This is a genomic window from Pseudonocardia thermophila (assembly GCF_900142365.1).
GTDB lineage: Bacteria > Actinomycetota > Actinomycetes > Mycobacteriales > Pseudonocardiaceae > Pseudonocardia > Pseudonocardia thermophila.
Window position 1 is genome coordinate 171,758 of the sequence record NZ_FRAP01000003.1, and the last position, 15,905, is coordinate 187,662.

Sequence of the window (15,905 nt, forward strand, 5' to 3'; positions counted from 1 at the left end):
CGATGATCGAGGAACTCAGTTCACGTCGACGGAGACCGGCACCGGGTTGGTGAGCGTGTCGTAGACGGCCGACCGCTTCTGCGACTGCGCGACCAGCGCGGCGATCTCGTCCGGGGTCGCGTCGGCGTCCACGTCGAAGTGGACCTTGATGCTCGTGAAGCGGTTCGGCACCTCCGGGTCGCCGCCGAGGATGCCGAGGATGTCGTGCTCGCCGGTGACGGTGGCCTTGACCGAGCGCAGCTGGATGTTGCGCAGCTGGGCGACCGAGGCGATGCCGGCGGTCAGGCAGGCGCCCAGGCCGACGAGGACGATCTCGACCGGGGTGGCGCCCTGGTCCTCCGCGGCGAACTGCTCCGGGTGGTCGGCGTCGAAGGTGAAGGTCGAGACGTGCTCCTGCTCGGCGCCGAGGCCGCGGAACGTGCGGACGGTGCCGCGGGAGTGGGTGCCCTTGATCCACTCGGTCTCGGCCCGCCACTGGAACTGGGCCGCCTCCGGCGCGTCGGCGAGCGCCTTGCGCGCGTCGAGCAGCGCGCCGACGTTCACGCCGTTGTCGACCGTCGGGGTCTCGGTGGAGGTCATACGGGTCTCCTTCTTCGTCTTCTTCGTCGTTCTTGATCTGGATCGCGTGCAGGATCGGCGGCGCCGACCGGCCCGGGCCTGCCCGGTCAGGAACGGACGCCGCACGTGGCCGCCCACGCGGCACGGGCGCCGCGCATCGGGGCGTGCGGGAACAGCAGGTGGAAGAGGGCCGGGTCGTCAGCAGGAACCCGGACACGCGCACGTCTGGACCAGACCGTGGTCGACGTGCCGACGCCGCACGAGGAGAGGGGCGCCGTACATGGGGACGTTCGTACCATCCCGCGGCGGGCCTGCCAAGCGGTTCGGTCCGCCGCTTCGGTCGGCGGATCAGCGTTCCCCGGAACGGGCGATCTTCAGGTCGAGCACCGGGGTGCCGTCGACGGCCTCCGATCCGCGCACCCGCAGGCGCAGACCGTTCGTCTCGAGGACGTGGACGCGGTGCAGCCCGATCGGGTTGGGCCGGTCCTGCGAGCGCGTCGCGAACACCCCCGTGAGCGGTCGCGAGGCGGCACCGCGGGGATGGACGGCGAGCACGTCGCGATCGGCGAGGTGCAGCCAGCTCAGCACCACGAGTTCGGCGCCCGCGGGCACGTCCGCCACGGCGCGGGCGTAGGCGGGGTCGATCACGATCACCGCCTCGGGGGCGCCCTCGTCGCCCTGCTCGGGGGCATCGGCGGGATCCGCCAGGGGTGACTCGGCGTGCCCGACGGGCACCAACTCGATCACGGATCGATCTCCCGGAAGGGGTGGACGCGGCGAGCTCGGCATGATACAGATCACTCTCGACCGTTTTCTTGACTTGTTCAAATCAAGGTTTCGTGGTCTGATGGTTGCGTGCCGAGCCCGTCGCAGATCGAGCGTCTCCTGCGAGACGCCTCGCTGCGCGTCACTGCCCCGCGCAAGGCGGTGCTCGCTGCCGTGTACGAGAACCCCCACGCGGACACCGAGACGCTCCTCGCGGCCACCCGGTCCCGGCTCGGCTCGGTGTCGCACCAGGCCGTGTACGACGTCCTGCGCGCGCTGCACGAGGCGGGGCTGGTGCGGCGCATCCAGCCTGCGGGATCGGTCGCCCGCTACGAGGCGCGCGTGGGGGACAACCACCACCACCTCGTGTGCCGATCGTGCGGTGTGGTCGCCGACGTCGACTGCGCCGTCGGTGAGGCGCCCTGCCTCACCGCATCCGACGACGCCGGCTTCGCGATCGACGAAGCCGAGGTCGTGTACTGGGGCCTCTGCCCCGACTGCCAGTCCCGGCCCGCGGCTCGCTGACCGCGACCCACGGACCGGCCGGACGAACACCTCTCCAAGCGCCCGGCCACCCCGACCGGCGCCCGTCTTCCAAGGAAGGAACCGACGTGCCCCCTGAAAGCGACAACGTGACCGCGAGTGGCAGTGACAGCATGAGCCCGGCCATCTCGGCCCCGACGTCCAAAGGTACCGGGCGGCCCCGCACGAACCGCGACTGGTGGCCCAACCAGGTCGACCTGTCCCCGCTGGTGAAGACCTCCCCGGAGTGCGACCCGCTCGCCGACGAGGACTTCGACTACCGCAAGGCCGTCTCCCAGATCGACTTCGAGCAGCTCAAGCGCGACGTCATCGAGGTCATGCACACCTCGCAGGACTGGTGGCCCGCGGACTGGGGTCACTACGGCCCGCTGTTCATCCGCATGTCGTGGCACGCTGCCGGCACCTACCGCCAGCACGACGGCCGCGGCGGCGCCGGTGACGGCGCCCAGCGGTTCGCGCCGCTGAACAGCTGGCCGGACAACGCGAACCTGGACAAGGCGCGCCGGCTGCTCCTGCCGATCAAGCAGAAGTACGGCCGCAGCCTGTCCTGGGCGGACCTGCTGGTCTTCGCCGGCAACGTGGCGCACGAGGACATGGGCTTCCGCACGTTCGGCTTCGCGTTCGGCCGCGAGGACGTCTGGCAGCCCGACGAGATCAACTGGGGTACCGAGGAGACCTGGCTCGGCGACGAGCGCTACCAGGGCGACGGTCCGCTGGAGCTCGAGGAGCCCTACGGCGCGGTCACCATGGGCCTGATCTACGTCAACCCGGAGGGCCCGCGCGGCTCGGCCGACCCGCTCGCGGCCGCGCACGACATCCGCATCACGTTCGGGCGCATGGCGATGAGCGACGAGGAGACCGTCGCGCTGATCGCCGGTGGCCACACGTTCGGCAAGGCGCACGGAGCAGGTGACCCGTCGCTCGTCGGTCCGGAGCCGGAGGGCTGCCCGGTGCACGGCAACGGCCTCGGCTGGAAGAGCGAGTACGGCACCGGCAAGGGCGCAGACACGATCACCTCGGGTCTGGAGGGCGCCTGGACGCCCACGCCGACCACGTGGGACCACAGCTTCTTCGACACCCTGTTCAAGTACGACTGGGAGCTGACCACCAGCCCGGCCGGCGCCAAGCAGTGGCAGCCGAAGAACCCCGAGGCCCAGGAGCTGGTGCCGGACGCGCACATCCCGGGCAAGAAGAACCCGCCGATGATGGCGACGACCGACATCGCGCTCATCAAGGACCCGGGCTTCCGCAAGATCTCCGAGCGCTTCCGTGACCACCCGGAGGAGTTCGAGGAGACCTACCGCCGGGCGTGGTTCAAGCTGCTGCACCGCGACATGGGCCCGGTGTCGCGCTACATCGGCCCGTGGGTGCCCGAGGAGGTCCAGCTCTGGCAGGACCCGCTGCCGCCGGTGGACCACGAGCTGATTTCCGAGGCCGACGCGGAAGAGCTGAAGAAGCAGATCCTGGCCTCCGGCCTGACCGTCTCGCAGCTGGTGCACACCGCCTGGTCGTCGGCCGCGTCGTACCGCAACACCGACAAGCGCGGTGGCGCCAACGGTGCCCGCATCCGCCTCGAGCCGCAGGTGAGCTGGCCGGTCAACGCCGGGACGCAGGAGGTCGTCGCCAAGCTCGACGAGATCCGCAAGGCGTTCGGCAAGCCGGTCTCGCTGGCCGACACGATCGTGCTGGCCGGTTCGGCCGCGGTCGAGAAGGCCGCCGCCGACGCGGGCGTGCCGATCACCGTGCCGTTCCACCCCGGCCGGACCGACGCGACGCAGGAGCAGACCGACCCGGAGACGTTCAAGTACCTGGAGCCGACCGCCGACGGGTTCCGCAACTGGATCCGCCCCGGCAGCAAGGCCCAGCCCGAGGTGCTGCTGGTCGACCGCGCCAGCATGCTCGACCTGACGGCGAAGGAGATGACCGTCCTCATCGGTGGTCTGCGCGTGCTGGGCGCCAACACCGGCGGCACCGAGCACGGCGTCTTCACCGACCGGGTCGGCGTCCTCTCGCAGGACTTCTTCCGCAACCTGCTCGACCTGTCGATCGAGTGGAGCACCTCCGAGGAGGAGGGCGTCTACGAGGGCCGCGACGCCGACGGCAAGGTCGTCCGCACCGCCACCGCGGCCGACCTGGTCTTCAACTCGAACTCCGTCCTGCGCGGCATCGTCGAGGTCTACTCGGCCGACGACGCGAAGGAGAAGTTCGTGCGCGACTTCGTGAAGGCCTGGGTCAAGGTCATGGAGCTCGACCGGTTCGACCTGCGCTGACGTCGGGCTGACGCGCACCCACCACCACGACGCCCCGGTCCGCCGCTTCCGCGGTGGGCCGGGGCGTTCGTCGTCCGGGAGGGCTCAGGCAGGCTCGTCGGCCGTGATCGCGGCGCGGCGGCGACCCAGTGGCCGGCGCAGTTCTCCGCCCAGCGTCGCCGCGAGCTCCACGGCCGCGTCGATCTCCGCCCGCCGGTTGGAGATGCTCTCGACGTTCACCCCGAACGGCACGCCGAGCCGCCGGCAGTACGCGACGAGGTCGAGCGCGGTCGCGCGCGCCTGCGCGAAGGACTCGGCGAGCAGGTCCTCGGACCGCAGCAGGTCGTTGCGCATCCACCGGGGCACGTCGACGCCGAGCCACTGCAGGAACTCCAGCGTCTTCGGCGAACCCACCACGGTGAGGGTGAACACCACCGGGGCCGGTGCGACCTCGCGCTCGGCGCAGGCGTGCACGTAGTCGGAGACCAGGTTCTTCGCCGCGCCGACGTCGTGGACGATCTGGGTGACGAAGAAGGAGCACCCCGCGGCCTGCTTGGCGAGCAGGCGCGCGTGCTCGTCGCCGCGGCGGGTGTGTCGCTCCGGGATCGCGACGCCACCGAGCCCCAGGTGCGGCGCGACGGCAGCCCGCAGCTGCTGGGCCCGGCGCAGCGACGTCGCCACCGGCTGGTCGCTCGAGGAGGCGCCCACGAAGACCGACAGGACGCGGTCGGGATCCTGCGCGGAGAGCCACCGCGTCAGCTCGGGCTCGGCGTGCTTCCCGACGACCCGGTAGACGATCGCCGGCGTCGGCCAGGAGGTCAGGTGGCGCTCGAGGAAGTCGGCCGGGTCCATCGTCGGCAGGAACGGGAAGGGCCGCTCCTGGTCGGTCCGATCGCTCTCGTCGTCGATGTCGTAGAGCAGGAGCCCGTCGAGGTCCAGCGGACGCAGCCGGTCCATCGTGACGTCGGCGATCTGCTGGGCCTGCTCGGGAGGGGTCGCCAGCCGCGGTGGGGTCACGGCGAAGAACAGGAACTCCCCGCTGCCCGCGGCGAGGCGCTCGCGCAGCGCACCTGGCGGATCGAGGACCTCGGGTTCGGGCACGTGCAGTCTCCTCGCGGGCGGGTGCGGCCGGGCCTACGAACCTACCTGCCCTCCTGAACGGCTTCCCACGTGCGCCGGGCCCAGCTCGTCGGCGAGGTGCCGTTGAGGAGGTGGTCGCCGACGATCGTCTGGCGGACGATCGCCGGGTTGTGCGAGGCGAGCGTGCGGGCGTTGCGCCAGTGCCGGTCGAGGCGGAACCGCTCGGTCACCGCGGACGCGCCACCCACCTCGAACAGCTCGCTGGTGAGGCCGAGGACCAGCTCGATCACCGCGGTCTGCGCAGCGAACACGGCGGCGTCCGCTGCGTCGCCCGGTTCCTGCTCCAGGACGTCGACGGCGGCCAGCGCGGTCGCCGTGGCGGCGAACGCCTTGCTCTGCAGCCTGCCCACGACCTGCTGCACCTGCGGATCGAACCGGGGCCGCGGCTGGGCCGGGTTGGCGAGGTTGCGGGTGCGCTGCGACACGAAGGCGACCGTGTCGGCGACGGCGGCCTGGGCGATGCCCGCCAGCGTCGCCAGGTGCACGAGCTGGTAGATCGCCACCAGCGTCGACGGGCGGGCCGCGCCGTTCTCGTACGGCTCCACGTCCTCGCCGGCGATCGGCACGTCCTCGAAGACCGTGGTGCCGCTGCCGGTGAGGCGTTGGCCGAAGCCGTCCCAGTCGTCGATCAGCTGCACCCCGGGCGCCGCGGCCGGCACGAGCACGGTCGCGCTGTGCTCGGCGTCGACGGTGGCGGTGGTGAGGATCCAGTCGGCGAAGATCGACCCGGTCGAGTAGGACTTGCGCCCGTCGAGCCGCCAGCCGTCGCCGACCCGGCGGACCGTGGTCGCGTTCCGCCAGAACGACGGGCTGGTCTCCTCGCTCTGCGCGTTGCCGACGATGATCCCCTCGGCGATCCGGCGCAGCCAGCGCTCGCGGACACCGGGATCGGAGTGGCCGAGCCGGGACTCGACGAAGCCGATGTGCCCGCGCCAGAGCTGCGGCAGGTTCGAGTCGGCGCGGGCCAGCGCGATGAGCTCGCGGAAGAACTGCGGCAGGGTCGCGCCGAATCCGCCGTGCTCCACCGGGACGCGGATCCGGCCGAACCCGGCCTCCCGCAGCCACTTCACCTCCTCGAACGGCAGCCGCCGCTGCGCCTCCCGCTCCAGTGCACCCGCCGCGATGCGGGCGAAGACCGGCCCGAACCGGGCGTCGAGCTGCGCGTCGGTGGTCATGCCGCCGCCAACCGGGGGAGCGCGGTGAGCAGCTGCTGCGTGTAGGGGTGCTGCGGCCGCTCGAACACCTCGTCGGCGTCGCCCTGCTCGACGACCCTGCCGTCCTTCATCACGAGGATCCGGTCGCTCATGTGGTGGATGACGCCGAGGTCGTGGGAGATGAACAGGTAGCTCACCCCCAGCTCGTCCTGCAGGTCGGTGAGCAGGTCGAGCACTTGGGCCTGGATCGACACGTCCAGCGCGGACACGGGTTCGTCGCAGACGATGACCTCCGGTTCCGGGGCGAGCGCGCGGGCGATCGCGACGCGCTGGCGCTCTCCACCGGACAGCCGCAGCGGGGCGGCGTCGAACCGCTCGGGGCTCAGCCCGACCTGGTCGAGCAGCCGCACGGTGCGCGCCCTGGCCTCCTCGGCCGACGCGGGCGGGCGCGGGCCGGTGGACAGGGCGTCCACCAGCAGCCTGCCCACCGACCAGCGCGGATCGAACGAGCTGAGCGGGTCCTGGTAGACCACGCCGATCCGGCGGCGTCGGCTGCGCCGCTGTGCCCGGGTCAGCGCCGTCCACGGTTCACCGTGCAGCAGCACCTCACCGGCCGTCGGCTCCAGCAGGGCCAACGCCATGCGGGCGGTGGTGGTCTTGCCCGAACCGGACTCGCCGACGATGCCGAGCGTCTCGCCGGGGTAGAGCTGGAACGACACGTCGTCGACGACGGTGCGGACCACCTCGTCGGGCCCGGTGTAGACCTTGGTGAGTCCGCGCGCGTCGAGGACGGGGCGGCTGCGGTCGATCGGCGCGCGCTCCCGCCGCACCACCGGCTGCCCCGCGGCGGGCCGGACGAGCCGCTGCCCGCGGGTGTGCTCGGACGGCACCGCGTCGAGCAGCGCTCGCGTGTACGGGTGCTGCGGCCGGTGCAGCACCTGCTCGGCCGGGCCCTGTTCGACGATCTCGCCCTGCCGCATGACGGCGACGTGATCGGCCATGCGCGCCACGACGGACAGGTCGTGGCTGATCATGATCAGCGCGCGGCCCCGCTCCTTCGCCTCGGCGAGCAGGTCGAGCACCTGGGCCTGCACGGACACGTCGAGCGCGGTGGTGGGCTCGTCGGCGATCAGCAGGGGTGGGTCGAGCGCGATCGCCGAGGCGATGAGCGCGCGCTGGCGCAGCCCGCCGGACAGCTCGTAGGGCCGCTGGCGGGCGCGGACCTGCGGTTCCGGTACGCCGACGGCGGCGAGCAGCTCGACGGCCGCGGCCGCGCGCTCGGCCCGGGTGCCGCGCTTGTGCACCCGCAGCGGCTCGGCCACCTCGTCGCCGACGCGGCGCAGCTGGTCCAGCGAGACCAGCGCGTCCTGCAGGACGTAGCCGATCTCGCGGCCGCGGATGGACCGCCACGCGCGCTCACCCAGCCGCTGCAGGTCGTGGCCGGCGAACTCGATGCGCTCGGCCGTGACCTCGGCGCCGTGCCCGGTCAGCCCGACGAGGGTGCGCGCGGTGACCGATTTGCCGGAGCCGGACTCGCCGACGATCGCGAGGCAGCGGCCGGGCTCGACGGTGAACGACACCCCGCGCACCACCTCCCGCGCGCCGAAGCGGATCCGCAGCCCCTCGACCCGCACGAGCGGAGCCGGGATCTCGGTGGCGGGTGCCGGTGCGGCGATCCCGGTGGTGCCGGCGGTCATCGCGCCGCTCCTTCCAGTCGCTGTTGCAGGGTGCGGCCCAGGGACGTCACGGCGACCGCGAACAGCACGATCACCAGCCCGGGCATGATCGCGAGCCACCACGAGGTGGTGATGTAGCCGCGGCCGGCGTCGAGCAGCGCGCCCCACTCCGGGCTGGGCGGCGGCACGCCGAGCCCGAGGAACGCCAGGCTGGACGCCCAGACGATCGACTGGCCGACGCCGAGGGTCACGACGGCCACCAGCGGTCGCATCGCGTTGGGCAGCAGGTGCTGGCGGAACACCCGCCACGGGCGGTGCCCGAGCGCGTGCGCCGCCTCGATGTAGCCGGACTCCTTCACCGCCAGCACCTGCCCGCGAACCATGCGGGCGTAGCCGGGCATCGAGCCGACGCCGACGGCGACGATCGACGTGGTGACCGACGGCCCGAACACCGCGACGATCAGCAGGGCGGCCAGCAGCGACGGGAACGCGAAGGTCACCTCGAGGAGCCGGGTGATCAGGGTGTCGACCACGCCGCCGGCCAGTGCCGCGGCCGCGCCGAGCACGATCGCCAGCGCCATCGACACGCCGGTGGCACCGAGGCCGATGCCGAGCGAGAGGCCGGTCCCGTGGATCACCCGGGTGAGCAGGTCGCGGCCGGCCTCGTCGGTGCCGAACGGGTGCTCCCACGACGGCGGGGCGAGCGCGTTGGTCAGATCGATCTGGGTCGGGGTGTCGCTGGTGAGCAGGCCCGGGGCCACCGCGGCCAGCACGACCAGCGCGACGAACCCGCCGGCCAGGACGGTGCCGGGACGCGGCAGCCGGCCGAGCGCGACGGAGCTGCTGCGGGCGAGGACGGTCATGAGATGCGCAACCTCGGATCGACGAGGGTGTAGGCGAGGTCGACCAGCACGTTCGCGACGATGTAGACCGCCGCGACCACCAGCACGATCCCGGCCACCGTGGGGACGTCGCGGTTGTTCACCGCGGTGACGAGCACCTGGCCGATGCCCGGCCGGCCGTAGATGCTCTCCGCGATCACCGAGCCGGAGACGAGCGCCCCCAGCGCCCAGCCGGACAGGGTGATCCCGGGCAGCACGGCGTGGCGCAGGGCGTGCCGCAGCCGCACCGCGGCATCGCTCATGCCGCGGGTGCGGGCAGTGGTGATGAACGGCTGGTCGAGCACCTTGTGGAACTCCTCGCGCAGCACCTGCCCGAGGAAGCCGGACAGCGGCACGGCGAGCGTGAGGACCGGCAGCACCGTGCCGGCCGGGGTGTCGCCGCCGATCACCGGGAAGATCGGGATCTGCACGGCGAACGCGACCAGCAGCAGCATCCCGACCCAGTAGTGCGGCAGGCTCGCGGTGAACGCCTCGAACGCCGCCCCGATGCCGCCGAGGATCCGGCCGCGCCGCACGGTGAGCAGCGTGACCGTGACCGCGATGAGCCAGGCGACGACCAGCGCGCCCACCGTCAGCACCACGGTCGGTAGGAGCTGCGCGCCGATCACCGCGGTGACCGGCCGGAACTCCGTGTACGACGTGCCGAGATCGCCGCGCAGCAGCCCGGCCAGGTAGTCCAGGTACTGCACGATCAGCGGCCGGTCGAAACCGAACTGGTGGTTGATCGCGGCGATCTCCTCGGCGGGCCACTGCTGGTCGCGGCCGTTGCGGATGTTGAGGATCACCGTCGCGCGGTCGCCGGGCAGCAGCAGCTGCACGAAGAACGTGATCGACGCGGCCACGAGCAGCACCAGCACCGCCGAGAGCAGCTTGCCCGCGATGCGGCGCAGCCGGGCTGCCGGGGCCGGCGCCGCCGTACTCACCGCCGTGCTCACTGGACCAGGTAGACGTCGGAGAACACCGGCTCGCCCTGGCTGTGCTCCAGCCAGAAGTCCTTCACCCGGTTCGCGGCAGCGACGAGGGTGTTCTGGGTGTACAGGCCGATGCCGGCGGCGTTGTCGGAGATGATCTGCTGAGCCTGGCGGTACAGCTGCGACGCGCGCTCGGGGTCGGTCGAGGTGTTGGCCTCGTCGATGATCCGCGCGAGCTCCGGGTTGTTGTAGAACGACCGGTTGTTGCCGTTCGGCTTCTCCGGCGTGGTCGGCCGCCAGACGATCCACAGGATCGCCGGGCTCGGGCTGGTCCAGTACGACGGCCACGCGTCGTAGGTGGTCGGGTCGGAGAAGCGGCCGCTGTTCAGCTCGGCGCGGGTGAGCGGGATCAGCTCGACGCCGAAGCCGACCTGCTTCCACTGCTCCTGCAGCGCCTGCAGCACCGTGGCGCCCTCGGCGGTGATGAAGGAGCCTGCGCCGTAGATGATCCGCACCGTCAGCGGCCGACCGTCCTTGGTGCGGATGCCCTCCGGGGTGCGCGGCCCGGTCCAGCCCGCCTGGTCGAGCAACGCGTTCGCCTTGGCTTGGTCGAACGGGTACGCGTCGGCGAGATCGGCGTTGTAGTCGGGCGTCGATCGGCTCATCGCCGGGTTGCCCTCGTACGGGATGACGCCGTGGAAACCGGCCTCCACCGCGCCCTTGCGGTCGGCGCCGTGGGCGAACGCCTGGCGGACCAGCTTGTCGGTGAACACCCCGGCCGCGGTGTTGATGTAGAACGAGATCGGCTTGCCGGGCGTGATGTAGCGGATCGTCGTCTCGAACTTCTCCTGCGCGTCCTTCCAGTGGACCGTCGGGATCTCGTAGACGACGTCGCTCTGCCCGGTGGTGAGCGAGGCGTAGCGGGACAGCGGGTCGGGCACGAACTTCCAGCGCAGCTCGTCGATGTAGGCCGGGCCCTCGTGCTTGGCGGTGGCCGGCCACGAGGTGTAGTTCGGGTTCTTCTTGAACACGACCTCCTGGCCCTTGCGCCACTCCTCGACCACGAACGCGCCCGAGCCGATCGGCTTCTCGCAGTTCTCCGCCTGGCTGCGGGTGCGCAGCGCGGTCGGCGACTGGATACCGAAGTAGCCCTGGGTGATCAGGGTGAGGAACTGCGGGTAGGGGGCGTTGAGGCGGATCGCCACGTGCGTGGGGTCGATCACCTCGGCCGCGCGGTAGTACGGGTCGAGGGAGACCTTCGCGGTGCCGTTGAGCTGCGTGGTCATCCACTGGTCGAAGTTGAACGCCACCGCCTCGGCGTCCAGCGGGGTGCCGTCGGTGAACTTCACGCCCTCCTTGAGGGTGAACGTGTAGGTCAGCCCGTCCGGCGACACCTCCCACGACGTGGCCAGCCACGGCTTGATCGAGCCGTCCGTGTCGAGGGTGACCAGGTTGTCGAGCACTTGGCGGGAGATGTAGGCCTGCTGGATCCAGCCGCCGAAGATGCACGGCGGCTCCTGCACGTGGGCGTAGGTGAGCGTGCCGCCCTCGATGCGGGTGCCGCTGCCGGCGGAGGGACCGCCGGCGCAGGCCGCCAGCACCGAACCCGCGAGGGCGAGTCCGAGTCCGGCGACGCCGGCGCGGCGGAACGGGCGGGGTCTGGTCATGAGGGGTCCTTCGCGGGGGAGTGGGCGGGCAGGTTCCTGCCACCGCGGTAGCGGGCGCCGTAGTGCCGGTCGGGCAGCCGGTCACCGGCGCCGAAGATGCGGTGACGCAGCGACTCGTCCTCGTCGTAGCTGGTGCGCAGCCGGCCGCGGGCCTGCAGCTCGGGCGCGACCAGCTCGATGAAGTCCTTCGCGGTGTCGAAGGTGTGGTACTGCAGGAGGTTGATGCCGTCGATGTCGAGCTCGTCGAGCCAGCGCTCGATCTCGTCGGCGCAGTGCTCGGGGTCGCCCGCCACGAACAGCGGGCGGCGCTGCAGGTCGCCGAAGCCGGCGAGGTACTCGCCCACGGTCTGCTCGGGCTTGATCTGGTTGTAGCGGCCCGAGCGGCCCTCGGCGAGATCGGGCACCTCCGCCAGCGGCAGGTCCGGCGGGTACGCGGTGGGGTCCCACGGCAAGCCGGCGTGGGCGAGGTAGCCCTCGCGGTCGGTCCACTTCTGGTAGTAGGCGAGCTTCTCGCGTGCCTCGGCCTCGGTCGGGGCGACGATGACGCCGCCGGTGGTGATGACCTTGAGGTCGGCGCGCTCGCGGCCGTTGTCCACCGCGGACTGCTTGAGCCGGTCCGCCAGCCGGCGCAGGTGCTCCTCGGTCGGGCCGCCGGTGAACACGACCTCGGCGTGCTTGCCGGCGAAGGCCGTACCGGCCGGGGACGAGGTCGCGGTGAACAGCACCGGCGTGCGCTGGCGGCTGGGGGAGGGCAGGTGCGGGCCCTCGACCGCGAAGTAGGTGCCCTTGTGGTCGATCGGGCGGATCTTCGCCGGATCGGCGAAGACGTTGTTCTCGCGGTCGGCGACGATCGCGTCGTCGTCCCAGGAGCCCTCCCACAGCTTGTAGAGCACGTCGAGGTACTCGTCGGCGATCTCGAAGCGGTCGTCGTGCTCGATCTCGCCGGACAGGCCGTGGTTGCGCGCTGCGTTCGGCAGGTACGAGGTGACGATGTTCCAGCCGACCCGGCCCTTGGTGAGGTGGTCGAGGGTGGAGGCGCGCCGCGCCCACGCGAACGGCGGCTCGTACGTGGTGGAGAAGGTGATGCCGAAGCCCAGGTGCTTGGTCACCGCGGCCATCGCCGGTACGACCATCGCCGGGTCGTTGTTGGGGATCTGCAACCCCTGGCGGATCGCGGTGTCGGCCGAGCCGCGGAAGGTGTCGTAGGTGCCGACGACGTCGGCGAGGAAGACCGCGTCGAACCCGCCGTCGTCCAGCAGGCGGGCGAGCTCGAGCCAGTACTCGATGTCGTTGAAGCGCTCGCGGTTGTTGTTCGGCAGCCGCCACAGCCCGTGGGTGATGTGGCTGACGCAGTTCATCTCGAACAGGTTCAGGATGAGACGTTTCGCTGGCATCGAGCGAATCCTTCGTGAGGGGTGTGGCACCGGCGCGCAGAACGGTGGAACGCGTCACCGGAAATTGTTGTGCGCGCACAGGAGTGCCCCGGAAATCGTGAGCGTCGCGATTCCCCGGGCAGCAGGACAGGACTGCGCCGGCCGGCGCGCCGGGCCGGCCGCGAGAAGGGTGGGCGGGTCAGGAGCGACAGAGGGCGCTGTTGACGCGCAGCAGGTCGACGTGGCGACGGGTGGACGAGGTGGACCGGCCGTGCCGGTTCCACTCAACCGTCCACGAATCCGTGTGCATCTCCGTCACCGATCTGCTCGCTGAGTCACCGCATGTGTCTGGACCGTTCAGCAAGGTAGGTCGATTCGCTCGAAATTGTCAACGGTGGCGGCAGAGAGTGACGAGAGCCGCACGGCGTCTGGGACGCGGAATGAATTGTCCGGACAGCTGCGCCCGTTTCCGGGTCGGGTTCAGGGCAGCACGGCGCGCGCGGTGCGGTCGAAAGCGGGCGCGACGACGAGCGCGCCGCCGTCCCGCTGGCACGACGCCACTGCGACGTGGCAGGGGCGCGGCACCGACGCCGGGATGCGCAGGCCGCCGTCGAGCTGGTAGCGCATGTTGGTGATCTTCCAGCGAGTGGCGGCGGGATCGTCCGGGCTGGTCGGGGGTCGGTCGCCGCGCACCACGACCATCGCCTCGGTGATCCCGTCGGGCCAGTCGAAGACGAGCGTGTCGGCGGACGCGACGGCCAGGTGCCGGACGGGTGGGAAGCCGGAGTCGCCGGTCTCTTCGCTGTCCTCGACCGGCTCCACGGCGGTCGACACGACCGGCTCCGAGAACCGGTCGCCGAGGCGGGCGACGATCTCGTACTCCGGGATCGGAGCGCCGGGCGGGACCGCACCGTCCACGATCGCCGTGTGCGTCGTGCGGCCGACGACCCGCCAGCGGCCGTCCGGGGTGCGGCGGCTGATCTTGTACTCGAACTCCTCGGGGCCGCCCGGGGTCCACGTGATCGTGACGGACGGGTCGTTCTCGCCGCGGGCGGCGCGGACCTCGAGCGGGGTCGGGACGGCCGACGGTCCGGGGGCCGGTGCGGGGTCCGGGACCGGGTCCGGCGTAGGCGCGGGGGTGGGCCCGGGTGTGGGTGCGGCGGGCGGTGCCGGGACGGGTTCGGGCGCCGGGGCAGGCGCGGGCACCGGTGCGACCGGCTCGGTCAGCGGCAGGGTGGGCGGCAGGACCCGGCGCGGCTGCCCGCCGGGGGCGGGCCGCGGCGCGGGCGGGGCGTGCCCGGGCGCGGGAGCCGGGTGCGGCCGTGGGCGGGGATGCGGCTGGGGCCGCGGTCGTGGCTGGGGTCGGGGCGGGATCACCGCCGCGCGCAGGGCTTCGATGAACGCCGTGCAGGTGGGGAAGCGGTGGTCGGGCTGCTTGGCGGCGCCCTTCGCCACCGCCGCGTCGACGGCGGGCGGCAGGTCGGGGCGCAGCGCCGTGACCCGCGGAGGTTCGGCGGTCAGGTGCGCGAAGATCACCGCGTGCGTGGCCGTGCGCGGGTAGGGCACCTCGCCGGTCAGGCACCGGTACGCCAGGCAGGCCAGCCCGTACTGGTCGGAGCGGCCGTCGAGCCACTTGCCCTCGATCTGCTCGGGCGAGGAGTACTGCGCGGTGCCCATGTACTGTCCGGCCGAGGTGATGTCGTGGTCGCCCGCCGACGCCTTCGCGATGCCGAAGTCGCACAGGTAGACCTGCTCGCCGCGGCGGGCGTTCGCGGCGACGAGGATGTTGCCCGGCTTGACGTCGCGGTGGACGAGCCCGGCCTCGTGGACGGCGTCGAGGGCGTCGGCGACCGGGCCGAGCAGCGCGCACACCCGTTCCACCGGCAGCGGGCCTCCGCGGCGCAGCACGGCGCTGAGGTCCTCGCCGTCGATGTAGCGCATCGACAGGTAGAGGTTGCCGTCGACGTGCCCGGCGTCGTAGATCGGGACGATGTTCGGGTGCTCCAGGCTCGCGGCGATCGCGGCCTCGCGCTCGAACCGGCGGCGGAAGTCGTCGTCGGCGGCCAGCCGGGCGGGCAGCAGCTTGAGCGCGACCTGGCGGCGCAGCCGCAGGTGGGTGGCCCGGAAGACCATGCCCATGCCGCCCTCGCCGATCAGCGCCTCGATGCGGTGCCCGGCCAGCACGCGGCCGATCCAGCTCGCGGCGAGGCTGTTCTGCTGCTCGGGCACCGGCAGTCCAGGGCCCGCGGCGAACGGGCCCCGGCCCTCCTCTCGGCTTGTCCGTCGGTCTGGCGACGAGCCTACGGGCACGCCGCCCGGCGGTGCGCGAGGCTCAGCCGCGGTGACCGACGATCCGCAGCGCGAGCCCGGCGTAACCCTCGCCGATCTCCTCGGGGGTGGACGGGCCGTCGGTGCGGTACCAGCGGGCGATGTCGATGCCCAGGGAGAGCAGGGCGCGGGCGGCCATGTCGACGTCCGGGACGTCGAAGTCGCCGCTGTCGACGCCGGCCTGCACGAGCGCCTTCACCTCCCGCGAGATGGCCCGGCGCAGCTCGAGGATCTCGGCGCGGTGCTCGGGGTCCAGCGCGCCGAGCTCGTAGTTGACGACGCGGGCCATCGTGTGGGCCCGGGCGTGGTCGGCGGCGAACGCGCGCACGGCCGCGGCGAGCCGGCCGGGCGGGTCGGTGACGTCGGCGACCGCGGCGCGGATGATGGCGAGCGTGTTCTCGTGGCCCCGGCGCGAGATCAGGTAGAGCAGCTCCTCCTTGGAGCGGTGGTGGACGTACACCGCGGCGGGGCTCATGCCGGCGGCGGCCGCGATGTCGCGGGTCGTCGTGGCGTGGAACCCCCGCTCGGCGAACGCGGTCGTCGCGGCGTCGAGCAGCTTGGCCCGGGTCTCGTCGCTGCGCGACCGGTCCTGGGTGCTGGTCACGGTGCTCCGTTCTGCATCTGTGATGCCGCTCATCG

The 15,905-nt window shown here is 72.1% G+C and carries 14 protein-coding genes; 2 read left to right on the forward strand and 12 right to left on the reverse strand.

Going from position 1 to position 15,905, the window contains the following annotated elements; genetic code table 11:
- Positions 1 to 15: 15 nt before the first annotated feature.
- Together BUE41_RS05240 and tsaA are read right to left on the reverse strand one after the other, a co-directional pair.
- Entirely contained in the window at positions 16 to 579 is a 564-nt protein-coding gene (locus BUE41_RS05240; RefSeq protein WP_073455711.1) for an OsmC family protein, read from the reverse strand.
- 327 nt (positions 580 to 906) lie between these two features.
- A complete protein-coding gene (tsaA, locus tag BUE41_RS05245) occupies positions 907 to 1,305 on the reverse strand; it encodes a tRNA (N6-threonylcarbamoyladenosine(37)-N6)-methyltransferase TrmO (RefSeq protein ID WP_327194747.1) in 399 nt (132 codons plus the stop codon).
- A 108-nt stretch (positions 1,306 to 1,413) separates the two neighbouring features.
- Here tsaA and BUE41_RS05250 point away from each other — a divergent pair, with 108 nt between their 5' ends.
- Both BUE41_RS05250 and katG read left to right on the forward strand, forming a co-directional pair.
- The gene (locus tag BUE41_RS05250; protein WP_073455712.1) at positions 1,414 to 1,848 is read left to right on the forward strand and encodes a Fur family transcriptional regulator; all 435 of its coding nucleotides are present in this window, start codon (positions 1,414 to 1,416) and stop codon (positions 1,846 to 1,848) included.
- A gap of 86 nt (positions 1,849 to 1,934) precedes the next feature.
- Positions 1,935 to 4,136, forward strand: coding sequence for a catalase/peroxidase HPI (katG, locus tag BUE41_RS05255; protein WP_407691649.1), 2,202 nt, complete (start codon positions 1,935 to 1,937; stop codon positions 4,134 to 4,136).
- A gap of 84 nt (positions 4,137 to 4,220) precedes the next feature.
- Here the strand turns inward: katG and BUE41_RS05260 are convergent, their stop codons facing one another.
- The 10 genes from BUE41_RS05260 to BUE41_RS05300 form a co-directional block, all read right to left on the reverse strand.
- Positions 4,221 to 5,216, reverse strand: a complete 996-nt coding sequence (locus tag BUE41_RS05260; protein ID WP_234996976.1) for a methylenetetrahydrofolate reductase — start codon at positions 5,214 to 5,216, stop codon at positions 4,221 to 4,223.
- Positions 5,217 to 5,257: 41 nt separating this feature from the next.
- Complete coding sequence (locus tag BUE41_RS05265) at positions 5,258 to 6,430, reverse strand: acyl-CoA dehydrogenase family protein (protein ID WP_073455714.1); 1,173 nt, start codon at positions 6,428 to 6,430, stop codon at positions 5,258 to 5,260.
- The gene (locus tag BUE41_RS05270) at positions 6,427 to 8,106 is read right to left on the reverse strand and encodes a dipeptide ABC transporter ATP-binding protein (RefSeq protein WP_073455715.1); all 1,680 of its coding nucleotides are present in this window, start codon (positions 8,104 to 8,106) and stop codon (positions 6,427 to 6,429) included. Before BUE41_RS05270 ends, BUE41_RS05265 begins: the two co-directional genes overlap by 4 nt.
- Positions 8,103 to 8,948 carry an ABC transporter permease gene (locus BUE41_RS05275; protein WP_073455716.1) on the reverse strand — a complete coding sequence of 282 codons (846 nt, stop codon included), beginning with the start codon at positions 8,946 to 8,948 and terminating at the stop codon, positions 8,103 to 8,105. Before BUE41_RS05275 ends, BUE41_RS05270 begins: the two co-directional genes overlap by 4 nt.
- Entirely contained in the window at positions 8,945 to 9,910 is a 966-nt protein-coding gene (locus BUE41_RS05280; RefSeq protein WP_234996978.1) for an ABC transporter permease, read from the reverse strand. The genes BUE41_RS05275 and BUE41_RS05280 overlap by 4 nt, the downstream gene beginning before the upstream one ends.
- Positions 9,911 to 9,918: 8 nt before the next feature.
- Entirely contained in the window at positions 9,919 to 11,565 is a 1,647-nt protein-coding gene (locus BUE41_RS05285; protein WP_073455718.1) for an ABC transporter substrate-binding protein, read from the reverse strand.
- A complete protein-coding gene (locus BUE41_RS05290) occupies positions 11,562 to 12,959 on the reverse strand; it encodes an LLM class flavin-dependent oxidoreductase (protein ID WP_073455719.1) in 1,398 nt (465 codons plus the stop codon). Before BUE41_RS05290 ends, BUE41_RS05285 begins: the two co-directional genes overlap by 4 nt.
- A gap of 178 nt (positions 12,960 to 13,137) precedes the next feature.
- Positions 13,138 to 13,248, reverse strand: coding sequence for a putative leader peptide (locus tag BUE41_RS32825; RefSeq protein ID WP_407691650.1), 111 nt, complete (start codon positions 13,246 to 13,248; stop codon positions 13,138 to 13,140).
- A gap of 170 nt (positions 13,249 to 13,418) precedes the next feature.
- Positions 13,419 to 15,167, reverse strand: coding sequence for a serine/threonine-protein kinase (locus BUE41_RS05295; RefSeq protein ID WP_073455720.1), 1,749 nt, complete (start codon positions 15,165 to 15,167; stop codon positions 13,419 to 13,421).
- Positions 15,168 to 15,270: 103 nt separating this feature from the next.
- Positions 15,271 to 15,870, reverse strand: coding sequence for a TetR/AcrR family transcriptional regulator (locus tag BUE41_RS05300; protein WP_234996980.1), 600 nt, complete (start codon positions 15,868 to 15,870; stop codon positions 15,271 to 15,273).
- Positions 15,871 to 15,905: the final 35 nt, after the last annotated feature.